Here is a 19393-nt window from a genome sequence, read left to right on the forward strand (position 1 = left end):
GCATGTCCGAACCCACCCGAGATCCGCCCATGCCCGCACCATCCGCGATCCGCAAGACCTCCGCCTGCGCAGCCCTCCTGGCCGTCCTGCTCGCAGCCTGCACCACTCCGTCCAAATCCCCGCCTGCGGCCGCCGAGGCGGAGGCACGCACCCAGGCCATGCAGGCCGCGCGGGCCGCGGCCGAACGGTCGCGCGCCAGGGAGGCCGCGACCAGGCACCCGGCCCCGCCCTTCGCCCCTGCACCGGTAGCGTCGCTGGCCCATGCGCCCATGCCCATGCCGATGCCGCAGCGCCCGCTGCCGCGGCCGGCGGAAAACACCGAGCATTACGACACCCGCGAGGACAACCCGGTGCGCCGCACCCGCGAAGCCCCGGTGTCCACCTTCTCGATCGACGTGGACACCGGCAGCTATGCCAACGTCCGCCGCATGCTGCGCGATGGCTACCGCCCGCCGGCCGACGCGGTGCGGGTGGAGGAAATGCTCAACTACTTCGACTACGGCCACCCCGCCCCGGCCTCGCGCGAGGTGCCGTTCAAGGTGACCACCGAGCTGGCGCCGGCGCCGTGGAACCCGCGGCGGCAGCTGCTGATGGTCGGGATCAAGGGCTACGACGTGGACAAGCGCGAGCTGCCGCCGGCCAACCTGGTGCTGCTGGTCGACACCTCCGGCTCGATGGACTACCCGGACAGGCTGCCGCTGCTCAAGCGCGCCTTCGCCCAGCTGGTGCCGCAGCTGCGCGCGCAGGACCGGGTCTCGATCGTGGCCTACGCCGGCACCGCCGGCCTGGTCCTGCCGCCCACGCCCGGCGACCGCCACGGCGAGATCCTGGCCGCGCTGGAAGGGCTGCGCGCCTACGGCAGCACCAACGGCGACGAAGGCCTGCGCATGGCCTACGCGATGGCGCGCCAGGCCTACATCGAGGGCGGGGTGAACCGGATCCTGCTGGCCACCGACGGCGACTTCAACGCCGGCATCACCGACCGCGGCGCGCTGCTGACCATGGTCGCCGACCAGCGCCGCGCCGGCATCGCCCTGTCCACGCTCGGCTTCGGCATGGGCAACTACAACGACGCCATGGCCGAGCGCCTGGCCGATGCAGGCGACGGCCAGCACGCCTACATCGACACCCTGGAGGAAGCCCGGCGGGTGCTGGTGCAGCAGATGCAGGCCACCCTGCTGACCATCGCCAGGGACGTGAAGGTGCAGGTCGAGTTCAACCCGGCGGTGGTCGCCGAGTACCGCCTGGTGGGCTACGAGAACCGGCTGTTGCGCGAGGAGGACTTCGCCAACGACCGGGTGGACGCCGGCGACATCGGCGCCGGCCACGAGGTGACCGCGCTGTACGAGCTGACCCTGGTCGGTTCCGGCGCCGAGCGGCTGCCGCCGCTGCGCTACGCCGATCCGGTCCCGGCCGCGGCCGCCGCCTCCGCCGAACTGGCCCACCTGCGCCTGCGCTACAAGCTGCCCGGGCAGGACGAGAGCCGGCTGCTCGAGACCCCCGTGCTGCGCTCGGCGCTGCGGGCGCAGGCGAGCGAGTCCCTGCGCTTCGCCGCCGCGGTGGCCGGCTATGCCGACCTGCTGCGCGGCGGCCGCTACGTGGACCAGTGGACCTGGGACGACGTCGCCGCCACCGCGCGCGGCGCGCTGGGCGAGGACCGCTTCGGCCTGCGCCACGAGTTCCTGCGCCTGGTCGATGTGGCGCGCGACGTCACCACGCCGCAAACCGGCAACGGCGGCTCCGCGGAATAAAGCGCCGGCACGCCCCTCTCCCGCCGGAGAGGGGCCCGACGCGCCGCCCGGGCAAGGCCCGCAGGCCGCGTCCGGGAAGCCGCCAGCCATGCAAGCACGCAGGATCCAGCGGCACGGTGTCCCGTTCCGGATGCGCTTGGCTATCCGGCGAACGCGGGCCCGTCACCCTCCCATCGGGAGGAATACGCGTCAGCCCAGCAGGTGCTCCAGTACCGCCATGCGCACGGCCACGCCGTTGCCGACCTGGCGCAGCACCCAGGACTGCGGGCCGTCGGCCACCTCGTCGGTGATCTCCACGCCGCGGTTGATCGGGCCCGGGTGCAGCACCGCCGCGTCCGGCGCGGCGCGGCGCAGGCGCTGCGCGGTCAGGCCGTACCGGGCGTGGTACTGGTCCAGCGAGGGCACCAGGCCTTCCTCCATGCGCTCGCGCTGCAGGCGCAACATCATCACCGCGTCGACACCCTCGAGCATCGCGTCGAAGTCCTCGCCCACGATGCAGCCGGAGGTGACCTCGGCTTCCGGCAGCAGCGCCGCCGGGCCGCAGACGCGGATCTCGCCCGCGCCCAGGGTGCGCAGCGCGTGCAGGTCCGAGCGGGCCACGCGCGAATGCTTCACGTCGCCGACGATCAGCACCTTCAGCCTGGAGAAGTCGCTGCCCTTGGCCTGGCGCAGGGTCAGCATGTCCAGCAGGCCCTGGGTCGGGTGGGCGTTGCGGCCGTCGCCGGCGTTGACCACCGCGGTGCCCTCGCCGGCGGCGTCGGCCAGGGCCTGCACCGCGCCGTCGTCGGGGTGGCGCACGACGAAGCCGCGCACGCCCATCGCCTCCAGGTTGCGCAGGGTGTCGCGCGCGGTCTCGCCCTTGCGGGTGGACGAGGTGGATGCGTCGAAGTTGAGCACGTCCGCGCCCAGCCGCTGCGCCGCCAGCTGGAACGAGCTGCGGGTGCGGGTCGAGGGCTCGAAGAACAGGGTGCACACCGCGGTGCCGGCCAGCACCGCGCGCTTGCCGACCCGGCCCACGGCCGCGTCGCGGATCTGGCCGGCGCGGTCCAGCAGCTGCAGCAGGGTCGAGCGCGGCAGTCCTTCCAGGGTCAGCAGGTGGCGCAGGCGTCCTTCGGAATCGAGTTGGGGCGTCATCGGTCGTGGTCCTGTGGGGCCGGCTGCGCCGGCGGCGTGCGACATGGGAAAGGGTGCGGCTACGGCGGGGAGGCTTCCCCGGGGGCGGCCAGCCAGCGTTCGACGATCACCGCGGCGGCCTCGGCGTCCAGGGCCTCGGCGTCGCGCCGGCGGCGGGCGCCGGCGGCGCGGGCCCGGGCGAAGCGGTGCGCAGCCTCGACCGAACTGGAGCGCTCGTCGACCATCGCCACCGGCAGCCCCCAACGCTGGCGCAGGGCATGGGCAAAGGCACGGGCGCGGCGCCGCGCCGGCTGGTCCTGGCCGTCCAGGGTCAGCGGATCGCCGACGACCAGGCCGCCCGGTCCCCACTGGCTGCGCAGCCGGTCCAGCGCGGCCCAGTCCGGGCCGGAGGCGTGCACGTCGACCACCGCCACCGCGCGCGCGCCGCCGACGGCGCTGCCCACGGCCACGCCGATCCGGCGCGAACCGACGTCGAACCCGAGCACGATGGCGTCGGGCGGTGGCAACGCGGGCACGCTCGCCTCAGGCATGCCCGCTGTAGCCGGCCAGCCGGAACAGGTCCACGCCGATGCGGTGGGCGGCGGTCTGCCAGCGGCTGTCCAGTGGGAGGCCGAACAGCAGTTCCTTGTCCGCCGGCACGGTCAGCCAGGTGTTCTCGGCCAGCTCGTGCTCCAGCTGGCCGGCGCCCCAGCCGGCGCAGCCGAGGGCGAGCACGGCGTTGGCCGGGCCTTCGCCGGCGGCCATCGCCTCCAGCACGTCGCGCGAGGTGGTCAGGTACAGGCCTTCGCCGACCTTGAGGCTGGAGTCCCAGCCGCGGTCGCCGTCGTGGATCACGAACCCGCGCTCCTGGTGCACCGGCCCGCCGTGCAGCACCGGGCGGGCACACAGCGCGGCGTCGGCGCTGTCGATGCCCATCTGCGCCAGGACCTGGCCCAGGGTGTACTCGGAGGGCCGGTTGACCACCACGCCCATGGCCCCGTCGTCGTCGTGCTGGCAGACCAGCGCGACGGTGCGGGAGAAGTTCGGGTCGGCCAGCGCGGGCAGCGCGACCAGCAGGTGGTTGGCCAGGTTGTCTTGGGGGGCGGACATGCGCCCATTCTAGCCGCCGGCGCGCATCCGCCGGCGCTTCCCTGCCACAATCGGCGGCATCGACAGGAGGTTCCCCGCCCATGTCCGGCTACTGCGACTTCGCCCGCGGCCATCCCCTGCACGGCCCCTACCACGACCACGAGTACGGCGTGCCGCAACGCGCGGAGGCGGTGCTGTTCGAGCGCCTGCTGCTGGAGATCAACCAGGCCGGACTGCGCTGGGAGACCATGCTGCGCAAGCGCGAGGGCTTCCGCCGCGCCTACGACGGCTTCGACGTGGAAAAGGTCGCCGCCTACGGCGCGGCCGACCGGGCCCGCCTGCTGGCCGATCCGGGCATCGTGCGCAACCGGCTCAAGATCGGGGCGGCGATCCACAACGCCGGGGTGATCCTGCGCATGCGCGACAGCCACGGTGGCTTCGCCGCCTGGCTGGACGCCCACCATCCGCTGGACAAGGCCGGCTGGGTGAAGCTGTTCAAGCGCACCTTCCGCTTCACCGGCGGCGAGATCACCGGTTCGTTCCTGGTCTCGCTGGGCTACCTGCCCGGCGCCCACCGCCCGGACTGCCCCGCACACCAGCGCCTGCTGGCGACCCAGGTCCCGCCCTGGATGGCGGCCGCCGGCTGAGCCTTCACCCGGCCGTGCCGACGGCGCGGGCGATGATCGGCCCATGGCCATCCGCATCGGCATTTCCGGCTGGCGCTACAAGCCCTGGCGTGGCGTGTTCTACCCGGCCGGACTGCCGCAGCGGCGGGAACTGGAATACGCCGCGCGCAGCTTCGCCAGCGTCGAGCTCAACGGCTCGTTCTATTCGCTGCAATCGCCGGAAAGCTGGGCGGCGTGGGCCGAGCAGGTACCGCGCGACTTCGTGTTCGCGGTGAAGGGCCCGCGCTACGTGACCCACATGCTGCGCCTGCGCGGGGCGGAGACGGCATTGGCGAACTTCTTCGCCTCCGGGGTGCTGCAGCTGGGCCGCCACCTCGGGCCATTGCTGTGGCAGCTGCCGCCGTCCATGGCCTACGACCGCCAGGTGCTGGATGCCTTCCTCGGCCTGCTGCCACGCGATACCAGGGCCGCTTTGGCCCTGGCCCGCCGCCACGAACCGGCGCGTATGCGCGGCCGCACTGCCCTCCCGGCCGGCCCGAACCGGCGCCTGCGCCATGCCCTGGAGATCCGCCACGACAGCTTCGACGACCCGGGCTTCGTGCGCCTGCTGCGGCGCCACCGGGTCGCGCTGGTGGTCTCGGACACGCCCGGCCGCTTTCCCTACGCGGAGGACGTCACCGCCGGCTTCATGTACCTGCGCCTGCACGGCGACACCGAGCTGTACCGCAGCGGCTACGGCGACGCGGCGCTGGATCGCTGGGCCGCGCGCATCCGGCGCTGGGCCGACGGCGGCGAGCCACGGGACGCGCGCCGCTTCCTGGACGCGCCCGCGCCGGCGGCGAAGCGGCGCGACGTGTACTGCTACTTCGACAACGATGCCAAGGTCCATGCCCCGCTCGACGCCCAGGCGCTGTACGCGCGCCTGGCGCGCTGAGGCCTACACGCCCATGTAGCGGTTGGGCCGGTGGTTGAACGTCAGCACCAGGCTCAGCACCACCGCACCCAGCGCCGAGTACGCGACCTTGGCCGGAGACAGTACCGCCAGCGCCACCGCCATCAGCACCGCGTCGAACGCCAGCTGCACCTTGCCCGCGCTCCAGCCGCGCTCGCGCTGCAGGTACACGGCCAGGATGCCGAGGCCGCCGAGGCTGGCGCGGTGGCGGATGAAGAACAGGATGCCGAGCCCGCACAGCGCCCCGCCAACCAGCGCCGAGAACCAGGTATCCACGTGGGCGTAGCGGATCCAGCGCGGCAGCAGGTCGGTCAGCAGGCCGGTGGCGCCGACCGCGACGAAGGTCTTGAGGGTGAACTCCCAGCCCATGCGCCGCACCGCGATCCAGTAGAACGGCAGGTTGGAGAGCACGAACACCAGGCCGAAGTTCCAGCCCAGCGCGTAGTGCAGCAGCAGGGAGACCCCGGCCATGCCGCCGATCATCACCCCGCCCTGCGCGAACAATGACATGCCCAGCGCCGCCACCAGGCTGGCCAGGACCATGCCCTGCACGTCCTCGGCCACGCTGTGGTGGAAGGCCTTGTCGTCGGCAGGGGTGCCCGCCGAGTCGGGCGGCGGGGTCAGCGGGCCGGCGGTGACCACCGCCCCGTCGTCGGGCAGCGCGTCCTGGCCGGGCCGGAGGTCGGAATCGGGGAAGCTCACGGGAAGAGCGCCGCGTGGGGGGGCGCGTATTAGACACCAGGGCCGCGCAGGTTTCATCTGAAACCTGATGCCCGGCCGGGCGTGGGGCCGGGCCGGGGGGCTGGCTTCACTACAGCAGCAGCCCGCGCCGGGCCCATGCCGGCCGGCCGCCCGCGGCCGCCGGAAGCGCCCGCCTCAGCGCACCTCGGCGATCTCCACGCCGTCCAGGCCCTGGGACAGGGTGCGGGCGTCGCCGCCCTGGGAGAGCTTGATGCGCAGGCGCACCTCGTTCTGCGAGTCGGCGTAGCGCAGGGCGTCCTCGTAGGAGATCTCGCCGGCCTGGTACAGCTCGAACAGGCTCTGGTCGAAGGTCTTCATGCCCAGGTTGGTCGATTCCTTCATGACCTCCTTGAGCTTGTGGATCTCGCCTTCGCGGATGTAGTCCTGGACCAGCGGCGTGCCCAGCAGGATCTCCATCGCCACCCGGCGGCCCTTGCCGTCCGGGGTCGGGATCAGCTGCTGCGCGACCACCGCCTTGAGGTTCAGCGACAGGTCCATCAGCAGCTGGTTGCGCCGGTCCTCGGGGAAGAAGTTGATGATGCGGTCCATCGCCTGGTTGGCGTTGTTCGCGTGCAGCGTGCACAGCACCAGGTGGCCGGTCTCGGCGAAGGCGATGGCGTGGTCCATGCCCTCGCGGGTGCGCACCTCGCCGATCATGATCACGTCCGGCGCCTGGCGCAGGGTGTTCTTCAGCGCGGCCTCCCAGCTGTCGGTGTCGATGCCGACCTCGCGCTGGGTGACGATGCAGCCCTCGTGCTTGTGCACGAACTCGATCGGGTCCTCGATGGTGATGATGTGCCCGGTCGAGTTCTGGTTGCGGTAGCCGATCATCGCCGCCAGCGAGGTCGACTTGCCGGTGCCGGTGGCGCCGACGAAGATGATGATGCCGCGCTTGGTCATCGCCAGGGTCTTGATGATCGGCGGCAGGTTCAGCTCCTCCACCGTCGGGATCCGGGTCTCGATCCGGCGCAGCACCATGCCCACCTGGTTGCGCTGGTAGAAGCAGGAGACGCGGAAGCGGCCGACGCCGGCCACGCCGATGGCGAAGTTGCACTCGTGGGTCTTCTCGAACTCCTCGCGCTGCGCCGGGGTCATCACGTTGAGGACCATGTCGCGGCTCTGCTGCGGGGTCAGCGGCGTCTGCGTGATCGGCGTGATCTTGCCGTGCACCTTCATCGCCGGCGGCATGCCCGCGGTGATGAACAGGTCCGACGCCTTCTGGTGCGCCATCAGCTTGAGGAACGAGGTGAAATCCATGGTACTCATCGATGGCTCCTGCGGAGCCGGGATTCGTGATTGGTGGATTGGTGGTTCGAAAAAGCGCGGCTGCGCCCCAACTCACCGATCCCGCGTCACGACCCCCGGCCTTGTCGAATCACGAATTACAAATCGCCAATCGCGCGCCTTTCCGGTCACTCGAACAGCCGCTTGTCCTTGGCGTACTCGCGCGCCTGCTGGCGGGTGACCAGGCCCCGCTTGACCAGGTCCTGCAGGTGCTGGTCGAGGGTCATCATTCCGTACTGCTGGCCGGTCTGGATCGCCGAGTACATCTGCGCGACCTTGTCCTCGCGGATCAGGTTGCGGATGGCCGGGGTGCCGACCATGATCTCCCAGGCCGCGGTGCGGCCGCCGCCGACCTTCTTCAGCAGCGCCTGCGAGATCACCGCGCGCAGCGACTCGGACAGCATCGAACGCACCATCGGCTTCTCGCCGGCGGGGAACACGTCGATGATGCGGTCGATGGTCTTGGCCGCCGAGCTGGTGTGCAGGGTGCCGAACACCAGGTGGCCGGTCTCCGCGGCGGTCAGCGCCAGGCGGATGGTCTCCAGGTCGCGCATTTCGCCGACCAGGATGTAGTCCGGGTCCTCGCGCAGCGCCGAGCGCAGGGCCTCGTTGAAGCCGTGGGTGTCGCGGTGCACCTCGCGCTGGTTGATCAGGCACTTCTGCGAGGTGTGGACGAACTCGATCGGGTCCTCGACGGTGAGGATGTGCCCGTACTCGTTCTTGTTGATGTGGTCGATCATCGCCGCCAGCGTGGTCGACTTGCCCGAGCCGGTCGGGCCGGTGACCAGGATCAGGCCCTGCGGCTGGTTGATCAGCTGGCGGAACACCGGCGGGCAGCCCAGGTCCTCCAGGGTCAGGACCTCGGAGGGAATGGTGCGGAACACCGCGCCGGCGCCGCGGTTCTGGTTGAACGCGTTGACGCGGAAGCGGGCCAGCGACGGGATCTCGAACGAGAAGTCGACCTCGAGGAACTCCTCGTAGTCCCGGCGCTGCTTGTCCGACATGATGTCGTACACCAGCGCGTGGACCTGCTTGTGGTCCAGGGCGGGAATGTTGATCCGGCGGACGTCGCCATCCACGCGGATCATCGGCGGCAGGCCGGCGGACAGGTGCAGGTCCGAAGCCTTGTTCTTGACCGAGAAGGCCAGCAGTTCGGCGATATCCATTGCGTGAGTTTTCCCCAGAATTCCCCGGCCGCCCGGCCCCTTGGCGGGCTGGCGTGCGATGTCCCCTTGGCGGCAGTATAGCGCCCCATTCCCCCCTGCCAATCCCGTTGCCGACCGTGTCCCAGCCCGCCCCTTCCGAACGCCTGCAGCAGGTCCTCGCGCGCATCGACGCCGCGGCCCGGGCCGCCGGCCGCCCGCGGCCGCGCCTGCTGGCGGTGTCCAAGCTGCAACCGGCCGAGGCGGTCGCCGCCCTGGCCGCTGCCGGGCAGCTGGCGTTCGGCGAGAACTACGTGCAGGAGGGCGCGGCCAAGCGCCAGGCCCTGGATCCGGCGCTGGACGCCCCCCTGGAGTGGCACCTGATCGGGCACCTGCAGTCGAACAAGGCGGCGCTGGCCGCGCGCACCTTCCACTGGGTGCACAGCATCGACCGCCGCAGCGTGGTCGACGCCCTGGCCGCCAGGCGCAACCCGGACGCGCCGCCGCTGAACGTGCTGCTGCAGGTCAACGTCGAAGGCGAGGCCGGCAAGGCCGGCTGCCGCCCGGACGAGGTGGCGGCGCTGGCCGCGGCGGTGGCCGCGCAGCCGCGCCTGGCACTGCGCGGACTGATGGCGATCCCGGTGCCGCACCCGGACCCTGAGGACCGCCGCCCCGCCTTCCGCGCGATGAAGCAGCTGTTCGACGAGCTGGCCGCGCGCCACCCGGCCGTGGACACGCTGTCGATGGGCATGAGCGACGACTTCGCCGTGGCCATCGCCGAGGGCGCCACCCTGGTGCGCATCGGCACCGCCCTGTTCGGGCCGCGCCCGCCGCGCTGAGGCGCCGCGCGCTGGCGCTAGACTGCGGCTTTTCCCATCGCAGGTGGCGTCGATGTCCTCCATCCCCGATCCGACCGAGCTTCCCACCATCGCCTTCATCGGCGGCGGCAACATGGCCCGCAGCCTGATCGGCGGCCTGGTCGCGCGCGGCGCCGATCCGGCGCGGATCCGCGTGGCCGAGCCGGTGCCGGCCCTGCGCGAGGCGCTGGCCGCGGACTTCGGGGTGCAGGCGTTCGCCGAGGCGTCCGCGGCGGTGCAAGGCGCCGGGCTGTGGCTGCTGGCGGTCAAGCCGCAGGTCATGCGCGCGGCATGCGCACCGCTGGCCGCGACCGCGGCCGCGGCCAGCCCGCTGGTGGTCTCCATCGCCGCGGGCATCACCGTGGACCGGCTGCGCGAATGGCTCGGCGGCGATGCCGCGGTCGTGCGCTGCATGCCCAACACCCCTGCCCTGCTTGGCGCCGGTGTCACCGGCCTGTACGCCGGCCCCGGCGTGGACGCGCGCCGGCGCGCGCAGGCCGAGGCGGTGCTGGCCGCCGCCGGCGCCACGGTGTGGATCGGCGAGGAAACGCTGATGGACGCGGTGACCGCGGTGTCCGGCAGCGGCCCGGCCTACGTGTTCCTGCTGGCCGAGGCGATGCAGGCGGCGGCGCGCGGCGAGGGCCTGGACCCGGAGCAGGCGCGCACCCTGGTCGTGCACACCCTGCTCGGCGCGGCGCGCATGCTGGCCGAGACCGGCGAGCCTGCCGATGAACTGCGCCGGCGCGTGACCTCGCCCGGCGGCACCACCCAGGCGGCGATCGAACGCTTCCAGGCCGACGGCTTCGAGGCCCTGGTCGCGCGCGCGATCCATGCGGCGCGGGTGCGCGGCGCGGAACTGGCGGGAGGCTGAGATGCACGCACGCGCGAGGAAGAGCTGGCTGCTCGCCGCCCTGCTGCCGCTGCTGGCCGGCTGCGGCGGCGAGGCGCCGCAGCCGGCGCAGTTCGTGCCGCCGGCGCCGGCGGTGGCGGAGCTGGATGGACCGCTGCTGGCCCGCTACACCCTGCTGCCAACCCTGGCGCTGGACCCGGCCATGGCGCGCGGCTACGGCATCGAACGCACGCCGGGCAAGGCGCTGCTGCTGGTGGCCCTGCGCCACGACGATGGCGACGGCGACGAACGCCCGGCCGCCGGCCAGGTGCGCGCGCAGGCGCGCGACCTGTCCGGCCGCGTACAGCAGGTGGCGATGCGCGAACTGCGCAGCGGCGGCTACGTCGACCACATCGGCCTGGTCGACGTCGCCGCACACGACGTGGTCCGCGTCGACGTCGAGGTACTGGCTGGCGGGCGGCGCCACCGTTTCGATTTCCAGCGCAACTTCTAGTGCGTTTGCATCGCCTCGCTGCTGCACGTTAAGGTCGGCAGCGGGAGCGTCGGCGCGGCATCCGCCCGCGGCGACAAGGGGGGGAACAAGTTGCTGGCCGCATGGCGCCTTCGCGCCAGCGGGCCGCCGTCCGGCGTGCCCGTGCGGCCGGCTGGGGATCATGGGCCGCGCCTGCGGCCACCTTGGGGACGCTTTCAATGCAAAAGACGTTGATTCTGCCCGGCCTGCTGCTGGGCCTGGCCTTCGCCTCCACCGCCGTCGCAGCCGATTGCCCGACGCTGCCGCAAGGCGCCGGCGTGCAGTGGGAGGAAACCGAGGGGAAGAGCTACAAGGTCTGCCGCGCCATCGACCAGGACGGCACCCAGCTGCTGGGGGTGATGTTCACCGACAGCGAGCCGCTGAAGCTGCGCCGCCGCAACCGGGTCGAGGAAGGCTGGGTCGGCCAGCACGTGGTGGTGTGGTACCGCCCCGAGATCGCCGAGGCCGGCGCGGCCGAGAAGCGGATCACCGTGGTCGAGCTGGATGAGGACCGCTACGCCCAGATCTGGCTGGACGCCAACGACCCGGACCAGCTGCGGCGGGCGATGAACCTGGCGCAGCAGCTTTACCTGCACTGAGCCGTCCCTGGCGCCGGCCACGGCCGGCGCCAGGCCTGCACCCGCGGCTAGAAGCGCCCTTCCTGGAAGTCGACGAAGGCCTGCATCAGCTCCTGGCGGGTGTTCATCACGAACGGGCCGTAGCGGGCCACCGGTTCGCGCAGCGGGCGGCCGGCGACCAGGATCAGCCGCGCCGGCGTCGCGCCGGCGCGCAGCACCAGGCGGGTGCCGCCGCCGAGCACGCCCAGCTGGCTGGTTTCCAGCAGGCGTGCGTCCCCGCCCTCGCCCACCGTGGCCTGTCCTTCGAACACGTAGGCGAAGGCGTTATGGCCCGCGGCCAGTTCGCATTCCCACGCGCTGCCGGCAGCCAGGATGATGTCCAGGTACAGGGGATCGGTGGCCGGCTGCCGGATCGGGCCTTCGACGCCGCCGGCCCGGCCGGCGATCACCCTGACCTCCACGCCCGCGGCCGGATGCGCCACCGGAATGCGCTCGGCGCCGAATTCCTGGTAGCGCGGATCGGTCATCTTCTCGCGCGCCGGCAGGTTCACCCACAGCTGGAAGCCGCGCATGCGCCCGGACTCCTGCTCGGGCATCTCCGAATGCACCAGGCCGCGGCCGGCGGTCATCCACTGCACGCCGCCGGAGGTCAGCAGGCCTTCGTTGCCGTGGTTGTCACGGTGGCGCATGCGCCCGTCGAGCATGTAGGTGACGGTCTCGAAGCCGCGGTGCGGATGGTCCGGGAAGCCGGCGATGTAGTCCTCGGCGCGGTCGGTGCCGAACTCGTCCAGCAGCAGGAACGGGTCCAGGTCCGGCAGCTCCGGGCCGCCGATGACGCGGGTCAGGCGCACGCCGGCGCCGTCGGAGGTGGGCAGGCCGCGGACCTTGCGCAGCACGCGGACGGATTCGACCTGCGGATGGATGCTCATGGTGTTCTCCGGGTTGGATTGCACGGGAGCATGGGGCCCGCGGCCGCGGCCCGAAACCGGGCCTGCGGCGAAGAACCGTTGCGAAAGTGGAACGATTACAGAAAAAGACCCGCCGTCGTTTCAGCTATTGTCCTGCAGCGCCAGCTGCATGTCGCGCTGGCGCCGCTTGTCCTCGCGGTACATCAGCCACCAGCCGACCACCGCCGCCAGCGACACGGCCATCATCAGCAGGGTGGCCAGGGCGTTGATCTTGGGACTCACGCCCAGCCGCACCGAGGAGAAGATCTTGATCGGCAGGGTGGTCGATTCCGGGCCGGAGACGAAGCTGGCGATCACCACGTCGTCCAGCGACAGGGTGAAGGCCAGCAGCCAGCCGGAGACCAGGGCCGGGGCGATGATCGGCAGGGTGATCAGGAAGAACACCTTCAGCCGGTTGGCGCCCAGGTCCATGGCCGCCTCCTCCAGCGAGCGGTCCAGCTCCTGCAGGCGCGAGGACACCACCACAGTCACGAAGGACACGGTGAGGGTCACGTGCGCGATCCAGATCGCGACCATGCCCTTGGACGGCAGGCCCAGCGCACCGCCCACCGAGACCAGCATCAGCAGGATCGACAGGCCGATGATCACCTCCGGCATCACCAGCGGCGCGGTGACCAGGGCGCCGAACAGGGTCTTGCCGGGGAAGCGGCGGAACCGGGTCATCACCATCGCGCCGAGGGTGCCGATCACGGTGGCCGCGGTCGCGGTCCAGAACGCGATGCGCAGGCTGACCCAGGCCGCGTCCAGCATCTGCCGGTCGCGCATCAGCTCGCCGTACCACTTCACCGAGAACCCGGCCCAGACCGTGGCCAGGCGCGAGGAATTGAAGGAGTACACCACCAGCAGCACGATCGGCAGGTACAGGAAGGCGAAGCCCAGCACGAGCACCGCCCAGCGCAGCATGCGCATGCCCAGGGAGTCGTTCATGCCAGCCGGCCCTCCAGGGTGCGCTGCTGGGAGCGGTTGAAGACCAGGATCGGCACCAGCAGCAGGAGCAGCATCACGATCGCCACCGCCGAGGCCGCCGGCCAGTCGCGGTTGTTGAAGAACTCGCCCCACAGCACCCGGCCGATCATCAGCGTGTCCGGGCCGCCGAGCATCTCCGGGATCACGAACTCGCCCACGGTCGGGATCATCACCAGCATGCAGCCGGCGATGATGCCCGAGCGCGACAGCGGCAGGGTGATGCGCACGAACGCCTTCCACGGCCGCGCACCGAGGTCGTAGGCGGCCTCCAGCAGGCGGTGGTCGAGCTTCACCAGGTTGGCGTACAGCGGCAGGATCATGAACGGCAGGTAGCAGTAGACGATGCCGATGTAGGCCGCCAGCGGGGTGTAGAGGATGCGCAGCGGCGCGTCGACCAGCCCGGTCCACAGCAGGAAGCGGTTGAGGATGCCGTTGGCGTCGAGGATGCCGATCCAGGCGTAGACCCGGATCAGGAACGAGGTCCACGACGGCAGCACCACCGCCATCAGCGCGATGTTGCGGGTGGCCGGCGTCATCCGCGCGATGAAGTAGGCCATCGGGTAGCCGATCAGCAGGCACAGCACGGTGGAGACCACCGCAATCCTGATCGAGCTGAGGTAGGCCAGGCCGTACTGCGGGTCGGTGAACAGCGCCGCGTAGTTGCCCAGGTTCAGGCGCAGGTGCAGCGCCTTGTCCACCACCTCCACGATGGGCGTGTACGGCGGCATGGCGATGGCCAGCCGCGAGAAGGAGATCTTCAGCACGATCAGGAACGGGATCGCGAAGAAGAACAGCAGCCACAGGAAGGGGATGGCGATCACCGCCCACCGCCCCGAGGGCAGGTACCTGGCCAGCGCGCGCATGTTCATGACAGCAGCACCACGCCGTCGCTGTCGCGCCACCACACCCAGACCTCGTCGTTCCAGGTCAGGTCGTCGCTGGCCCAGCGCTGCTGGTTGGCGAAGTTGACCAGCAGCTTGGAGCCGCTGGGCAGGCGCACGTGGAACACCGAGTGGCTGCCGAAGTAGGCGATGTCCTCGATGATGCCGCGGGCCTTGTTGTACTGCTGGTCCGGCTCGGACTTGCCGATGCCCAGCTTCTCCGGGCGCAGCGCGAACGACACCGGCTGGCCCTCGAAGCCGGTGATGCCGTGGCCGATGTAGATCGGGGCATCGAACGCCGGGGTGCGCAGGGTGACGTAGTCCGGCTGGTCGTCGTCGATCACCGCGTCCACCAGGTTGACCGAGCCGATGAATTCGGCGGCGAAGCGGTTGGCCGGCTGCTCGTAGATCTCGTCCGGCTTGCCGACCTGCTGGATCCAGCCCTGGTCCATCAGCGCGATGCGGCTGGCCATGGTCATCGCCTCCTCCTGGTCGTGGGTGACCATCACGCAGGTCACCCCGGAGGACTCGATGATGTTGACCAGCTCCAGCTGCATGCGCGAGCGCAGCTTCTTGTCCAGCGCGCCCATCGGCTCGTCCAGCAGCAGCAGCTTCGGCCCCTTGGCCAGCGAGCGGGCCAGGGCCACGCGCTGCTGCTGGCCGCCGGACAGCTGGTGCGGCTTGCGCTTGGCCAGCTTGCCCAGCTGCACCAGCTCCAGCATCTCCCCCACCCGCTTGCGGATGGCGTCGCGCGACAGGCCGTCCTGCTTGAGGCCGAAGGCGATGTTCTGCTCCACGGTCATGTGCGGGAACAGGGCGTAGGACTGGAACATCATGTTGATCGGCCGCTCGTACGGCGGCAGGTCGTTCATGACCTCCCCGTCCAGCACGATGCGGCCGCGGGTCGGCCGCTCGAACCCGGCCAGGCAGCGCAGCAGGGTGGACTTGCCGCTGCCCGAGCCGCCCAGCAGGGCGAAGATCTCGCCCTTGCGGATCTCCAGGCTGACGTCGTCCACGGCGACGAAGCCGTCGAATTCCTTGCGCACGTTCTCGATGCGCAGGTACCCGGCCGGGTCGCCACCGGGGGCGGGAGTCGGGTTAGCGCGTTCGGGGCTTGACGCCATGTTTACTCCATTGGCAGGCATGGGGGCGGGCCGCCGCGGCGGCCCGCACCTGCGGTTGCGTGCAGCCTAGCGGCCGCTCTTCAGTTCGGTCCAGATCCGGGTGTACAGGCGGTCCACTTCCGGCGGCACCACCGCCAGCATGAACAGCTTCCCGGCCACTTCCGGCGGCGGGTAGATGGTCGGGTCGTTGCGGATTTCCTCGTCCACCTGCTCCAGCGAGGCCGGCACCGGGTTGGGAAAGCTGACGTAGTTGGTGTTGCTGGCGGCCACGTCCGGGCGCAGCAGGTAGTCGATGAAGGCGTAGGCCTGGTCGATGTTCTTCGCGTCCCTGGGGATGGCCAGCATGTCGAAGAACAGCGGCGCGCCCTCCTTCGGGATCGCGTAGGCCACCTTGACCCCGTTGCCGGCCTCCTCGGCGCGGTCGCGGGCCTGCAGCACGTCGCCGGACCAGCCCATCACCAGGCAGGCGCTGCCGTTGGCCAGGGCGTCGATGTACTGGCTGGAGTGGAAGGTGCGGATGTAGGGCCGGATCTTCGCCAGCAGCGCCGCGCCCTTGCGGATCACCTCCGGGTCGTGGCTGTTCGGGTCCTCGCCCAGGTAGGCCAGCGCCGCCGGGATCGCCTCGCTCGGCGTGTCCAGCAGCATCACCCCGCAGTGCGCCAGCTTCGAGACCTTGTCCGGGTCGAACAGCAGGCTCCAGCTGTCGGCCACCTCGGCGCTGCCGAAGGCCTCCACCACCTTGTCGACGTTGTAGCCGATGCCGGTGGTGCCCCACAGGTAGGGCACGGCGTACTGGTTGCCGGGGTCCTGGATCGCGATGCGCTCCATCAGCGCCGGGTCCAGCCCGGAGTAGTTCTCCAGCCGCGACTTGTCCAGCGGCTGGAACACCCCGGCCTGGATCTGCCGGCCGAGGAACTGCAGCGAGGGCACGACCACGTCGAAGCCCGAGCCGCCGGCCAGCAGCTTGGCCTCCAGCAGCTCGTTGCTGTCGAACATCCCGTAGGTGACCTTGATCCCGGTCTCGCGCTCGAAGCCGGGGATGGTGTCCTCGGCGATGTAGTCGGACCAGTTGTAGACGTGCACCACCCCGGCCGCGGCGGGCCTGGCCCCGTCCCCGCCGGCTTCCTCCCCGGACCCGCCGCATCCGGCCAGCCCGAGCACCACTACCAGACAGCCCAGCAATCCAGACTTGCACGTACCCATCGCATCCCCTTTGCCCCGCAGGGCCTGTGGTGATCCCCGACTCCATGGCGGCGGACGGCGGCCGGATTGCTCCGGCTGCCGCCCGGCCAGGGCCGCGGCCTCCGACGGATGCGCGGGCCGGGCGCCACCCCGCGGGCGGCGCCGGCCGCAGGGCTTACTTGCCCTGCTTGATCTCCGTCCAGAGCCGCGTGTACAGCCTGTCCGTCTCCGGCGAGTTGATCGCGTAGGTGAACATCTTCGCGGCCACCTCCTCCGGCGGGTAGATCGTGGGATCGTTGCGGATCTCCTCGTCCACCAGCGGGGTCGCGGCGCTCACCGGGTTGGCGTAATGGATGTAATTGGTGTTGTTGGCGGCCACCTGCGGGTCGAGCAGGTAGTTGATGAACGCGTGCGCGTTCTGCGGGTGCTTCGCATCGGCCGGGATGGCCAGCATGTCGAACCACTGCGGGGCGCCTTCCTTCGGGATCGAGTAGGCGACGTTGACGCCGTTCTCGGCCTCCTCGGCGCGGTCGCGGGCCTGGATGATGTCGCCCGACCAGCCCACCGCCAGGCAGATGCTGCCGTTGGCCAGGGCGCTGACGTACTGGCTGGAATGGAAGTTCTGCACGTACGGGCGGATCGACTTGATCAGGTCGGCCGCCTTCTGCAGCTTCTCCGGGTCGCCGCTGTGCGGGTCCTCGCCCAGGTAGTGCAGCGCGATCGGGAGCATGTCCGCCGGGGTATCCAGCAGGGTCACGCCGCAGTCCTTCAGCTTGCTGATGTTCTCCGGCTTGAACACGATGTCCCAGCTGTTGGCGACCTCGGTGGAACCGAAGATCTCGGTGATCTTGTCCACGTTGTAGCCGATGCCGGTGGTGCCCATCATGTAGGGCACGCCGTACTCGTTGCCCGGATCCTGGCCGGCGATGCGCTCCAGGATCTTCGGGTCGATGTTGGCCAGGTTCGGGATCTTGCCCTTGTCGAGCTTCATGAACACGCCGGCCTGGATCTGGCGGCCGAAGAAGTTCAGGGTCGGGACCACCACGTCGTAGCCGCTGGAACCGGCCAGCAGCTTGGTCTCCAGCACCTCGTCGCTGTCGTAGACGTCGTAGGTGACGCGGATGCCGGTCTGCTCCTGGAAGCCGGGGATGGTCTCCTCGGCGATGTAGTCGGAGTAGTTGTAGACGTTGAGGACCTTCTCCTCGCCGCCATCGCCCGGCCCCTGCGCGGCATCGTCCTTGCCGCCACAGGCGGCAAGCAGGGTGGCGGCAATGCCCAGGGAGAGCAGGCGGAGCTTCATCGCAGGTTCCTCGGAGGAAGGGGAGTTCAGGTGGTTCAGGTTAGCGCTGGCGGGGGGCTTTGCCCATCCCTTTTCAGCGGCCGATCGCCTCGGCGGTCTCGTCCAGGGCCTTCCAGGCCTTGTCGAACAGCTCGTCGACCTGCCCGCGGTCCAGGACCAGGGGCGGCGACAGCAGCATGGAGTCGTAGGTGGCGCGCAGGATCAGGCCGTGGCGCAGGGCGATGTCCCGGCACAGGCCGCCGACCTTGCCGCGCTCCGGGAAGAACGCCCGCCGGCGCTTGTCCGGGACCAGCTCCAGGGCGCCCATGAAGCCCACGATCCGGGCCTCGCCCACCAGCCGGTGCTGGCCCAGCTCGGCCCAGCGCTGGGCCAGGTAGGGGGCGACCTCCTCGCGGGCGCGCTCGACGATTTGCTCGTCGCGCATGATCCGCAGGTTCTCCAGGGCCACCGCGGCGCACACCGGGTGGCCGGAATAGGTCGCGCCATGGGCCAGCTCGCCGCCGGCCTCCTTGAGCACCCCCGCCACCCGGTCGTTGAACAGGGCCGCGCCCAGCGGGATGTAGCCGGAGGTGATGCCCTTGGCGATGGTCATCACGTCCGGCTGGAAGCCGAAATGCTGGCAGCCGAACCACTGCCCGGTGCGGCCGAAGCCGCAGATCACCTCGTCGGCCACCAGCAGCACGTCGTACTGGCGGCAGATCCGCTCGACCTCCTTCCAGTAGCTCATCGGCGGGATGTAGACGCCGATGGCGCCCATGACCGGCTCGCCGATGAAGGCGGCCACCCGCTCCGGCCCCAGCTCCAGGATCTTCTGTTCCAGGCGGCGGGCGGCGGCGATGCCGTACTCCTCCTCCGACAGGTCGCCGCCATCGGCGAACCAGAACGGCGGGTCGATGTGGTGGATGTCCGGGATCGGCAGCCCGCCCTGCTCGTGCATGCCCTTCATCCCGCCCAGGCTGGCGCCGGCCACGGTGGTGCCGTGGTAGCCGTTGTGGCGGCCGATGAAGATGTTCTTCTGCGGCTGGTCCTGCACCGCCCAGAAGTGGCGCACCAGGCGCAGGATGGTGTCGTTGGCCTCCGAGCCGGAGTTGACGAAGAAGGCGTGGTTGACGTCCCCGGGGGCCAGCTCGGCCAGCTGCGCGGCCAGGCGGATGGTCGGCTCGGTGGTGCACTGGAAGAAGCTGTTGTAGTAGGCCAGCTGCTCCATCTGCCGGGCCGCGGCCTGGCCCAGCTCCTTGCGGCCGTAGCCGATGTTCACGCACCACAGGCCGGCGAAGGCGTCCAGCAGCCTGTTGCCCTCCGCGTCCCAGACGTAGCAGCCCTCGCCGCGCACCAGCACCCGGGTTCCGCGCTTGGCCAGGGCAGCGTTGTCGTTGAACGGGTGCAGGTGGTGGGCGGCGTCCAGGCGCTGCAGTTCGGGCAGGTCGATCGGGGCCATGCGGCGGGGTTCCTCGGGTTGTCGGGCCACGCGCCGGCCG

20 protein-coding genes are annotated in these 19393 nt (G+C 70.8%); 7 read left to right on the forward strand and 13 right to left on the reverse strand.

Annotation, left to right across the window (positions count from 1 at the left end; all coding sequences use genetic code 11):
• Positions 1-269: 269 nt before the first annotated feature.
• On the forward strand, positions 270-1751 hold the full coding sequence (locus PSEJ31_RS0105025) for a VWA domain-containing protein (protein WP_232210973.1): 1482 nt from the start codon (positions 270-272) through the stop codon (positions 1749-1751).
• A 189-nt stretch (positions 1752-1940) separates the two neighbouring features.
• Here the strand turns inward: PSEJ31_RS0105025 and PSEJ31_RS0105030 are convergent, their stop codons facing one another.
• The 3 genes from PSEJ31_RS0105030 to PSEJ31_RS0105040 are packed head-to-tail and all read right to left on the reverse strand — an operon-like array spanning position 1941 to position 3974.
• Positions 1941-2885, reverse strand: a complete 945-nt coding sequence (locus PSEJ31_RS0105030; protein WP_019399621.1) for an aspartate carbamoyltransferase catalytic subunit — start codon at positions 2883-2885, stop codon at positions 1941-1943.
• Between the two features lie 59 nt (positions 2886-2944).
• Positions 2945-3415 carry a Holliday junction resolvase RuvX gene (gene ruvX / locus PSEJ31_RS0105035; protein WP_028914831.1) on the reverse strand — a complete coding sequence of 157 codons (471 nt, stop codon included), beginning with the start codon at positions 3413-3415 and terminating at the stop codon, positions 2945-2947.
• A complete protein-coding gene (locus tag PSEJ31_RS0105040; RefSeq protein WP_028914832.1) occupies positions 3408-3974 on the reverse strand; it encodes a YqgE/AlgH family protein in 567 nt (188 codons plus the stop codon). The genes ruvX and PSEJ31_RS0105040 overlap by 8 nt, the downstream gene beginning before the upstream one ends.
• Before the next feature lie 80 nt (positions 3975-4054).
• Here PSEJ31_RS0105040 and PSEJ31_RS0105045 point away from each other — a divergent pair, with 80 nt between their 5' ends.
• Both PSEJ31_RS0105045 and PSEJ31_RS0105050 read left to right on the forward strand, forming a co-directional pair.
• A complete protein-coding gene (locus PSEJ31_RS0105045; RefSeq protein ID WP_028914833.1) occupies positions 4055-4600 on the forward strand; it encodes a DNA-3-methyladenine glycosylase I in 546 nt (181 codons plus the stop codon).
• A 43-nt stretch (positions 4601-4643) separates the two neighbouring features.
• Complete coding sequence (locus PSEJ31_RS0105050) at positions 4644-5513, forward strand: DUF72 domain-containing protein (RefSeq protein WP_028914834.1); 870 nt, start codon at positions 4644-4646, stop codon at positions 5511-5513.
• 3 nt (positions 5514-5516) lie between these two features.
• On the opposite strand, the gene PSEJ31_RS0105055 is transcribed toward PSEJ31_RS0105050, so the two are convergent.
• The 3 genes from PSEJ31_RS0105055 to PSEJ31_RS0105065 all read right to left on the reverse strand — a co-directional run bounded on the left by PSEJ31_RS0105055 (position 5517) and on the right by PSEJ31_RS0105065 (position 8722).
• Entirely contained in the window at positions 5517-6191 is a 675-nt protein-coding gene (locus PSEJ31_RS0105055; RefSeq protein ID WP_026010725.1) for a YitT family protein, read from the reverse strand.
• Positions 6192-6407: 216 nt separating this feature from the next.
• On the reverse strand, positions 6408-7538 hold the full coding sequence (locus PSEJ31_RS0105060) for a PilT/PilU family type 4a pilus ATPase (protein WP_026010724.1): 1131 nt from the start codon (positions 7536-7538) through the stop codon (positions 6408-6410).
• Between the two features lie 146 nt (positions 7539-7684).
• Complete coding sequence (locus PSEJ31_RS0105065) at positions 7685-8722, reverse strand: type IV pilus twitching motility protein PilT (protein ID WP_019399613.1); 1038 nt, start codon at positions 8720-8722, stop codon at positions 7685-7687.
• A gap of 107 nt (positions 8723-8829) precedes the next feature.
• Here PSEJ31_RS0105065 and PSEJ31_RS0105070 point away from each other — a divergent pair, with 107 nt between their 5' ends.
• The 4 genes from PSEJ31_RS0105070 to PSEJ31_RS0105085 all read left to right on the forward strand — a co-directional run bounded on the left by PSEJ31_RS0105070 (position 8830) and on the right by PSEJ31_RS0105085 (position 11515).
• The gene (locus PSEJ31_RS0105070) at positions 8830-9537 is read left to right on the forward strand and encodes a YggS family pyridoxal phosphate-dependent enzyme (RefSeq protein WP_084220805.1); all 708 of its coding nucleotides are present in this window, start codon (positions 8830-8832) and stop codon (positions 9535-9537) included.
• Between the two features lie 52 nt (positions 9538-9589).
• Positions 9590-10426 carry a pyrroline-5-carboxylate reductase gene (proC, locus tag PSEJ31_RS0105075; RefSeq protein ID WP_028914836.1) on the forward strand — a complete coding sequence of 279 codons (837 nt, stop codon included), beginning with the start codon at positions 9590-9592 and terminating at the stop codon, positions 10424-10426.
• A gap of 1 nt (position 10427) precedes the next feature.
• Complete coding sequence (locus PSEJ31_RS0105080; RefSeq protein ID WP_037034593.1) at positions 10428-10898, forward strand: DUF4426 domain-containing protein; 471 nt, start codon at positions 10428-10430, stop codon at positions 10896-10898.
• Between the two features lie 209 nt (positions 10899-11107).
• Positions 11108-11515, forward strand: coding sequence for a hypothetical protein (locus PSEJ31_RS0105085; RefSeq protein WP_028914838.1), 408 nt, complete (start codon positions 11108-11110; stop codon positions 11513-11515).
• 47 nt (positions 11516-11562) lie between these two features.
• On the opposite strand, the gene PSEJ31_RS0105090 is transcribed toward PSEJ31_RS0105085, so the two are convergent.
• The 7 genes from PSEJ31_RS0105090 to PSEJ31_RS0105120 form a co-directional block, all read right to left on the reverse strand.
• Complete coding sequence (locus PSEJ31_RS0105090; protein ID WP_028914839.1) at positions 11563-12423, reverse strand: pirin family protein; 861 nt, start codon at positions 12421-12423, stop codon at positions 11563-11565.
• Between the two features lie 120 nt (positions 12424-12543).
• On the reverse strand, positions 12544-13389 hold the full coding sequence (locus PSEJ31_RS0105095) for an ABC transporter permease subunit (protein ID WP_019399607.1): 846 nt from the start codon (positions 13387-13389) through the stop codon (positions 12544-12546).
• Complete coding sequence (locus PSEJ31_RS0105100; protein ID WP_156924928.1) at positions 13386-14291, reverse strand: ABC transporter permease subunit; 906 nt, start codon at positions 14289-14291, stop codon at positions 13386-13388. Before PSEJ31_RS0105100 ends, PSEJ31_RS0105095 begins: the two co-directional genes overlap by 4 nt.
• Positions 14292-14293: 2 nt before the next feature.
• Positions 14294-15433 (reverse strand): polyamine ABC transporter ATP-binding protein, encoded by a 1140-nt coding sequence (gene potA / locus PSEJ31_RS0105105; RefSeq protein ID WP_026010722.1) that lies wholly within the window; start codon positions 15431-15433, stop codon positions 14294-14296.
• Between the two features lie 66 nt (positions 15434-15499).
• Entirely contained in the window at positions 15500-16636 is a 1137-nt protein-coding gene (locus PSEJ31_RS0105110; protein WP_037034499.1) for a polyamine ABC transporter substrate-binding protein, read from the reverse strand.
• Between the two features lie 154 nt (positions 16637-16790).
• The gene (locus tag PSEJ31_RS0105115) at positions 16791-17915 is read right to left on the reverse strand and encodes a polyamine ABC transporter substrate-binding protein (protein WP_028914842.1); all 1125 of its coding nucleotides are present in this window, start codon (positions 17913-17915) and stop codon (positions 16791-16793) included.
• A 73-nt stretch (positions 17916-17988) separates the two neighbouring features.
• Positions 17989-19353 (reverse strand): aspartate aminotransferase family protein, encoded by a 1365-nt coding sequence (locus PSEJ31_RS0105120; protein WP_019399601.1) that lies wholly within the window; start codon positions 19351-19353, stop codon positions 17989-17991.
• Between the last annotated feature and the right edge of the window lie 40 nt (positions 19354-19393).

It is taken from the genome of Pseudoxanthomonas sp. J31 (assembly GCF_000510725.1).
In the GTDB taxonomy this organism is placed as follows: domain Bacteria; phylum Pseudomonadota; class Gammaproteobacteria; order Xanthomonadales; family Xanthomonadaceae; genus Pseudoxanthomonas.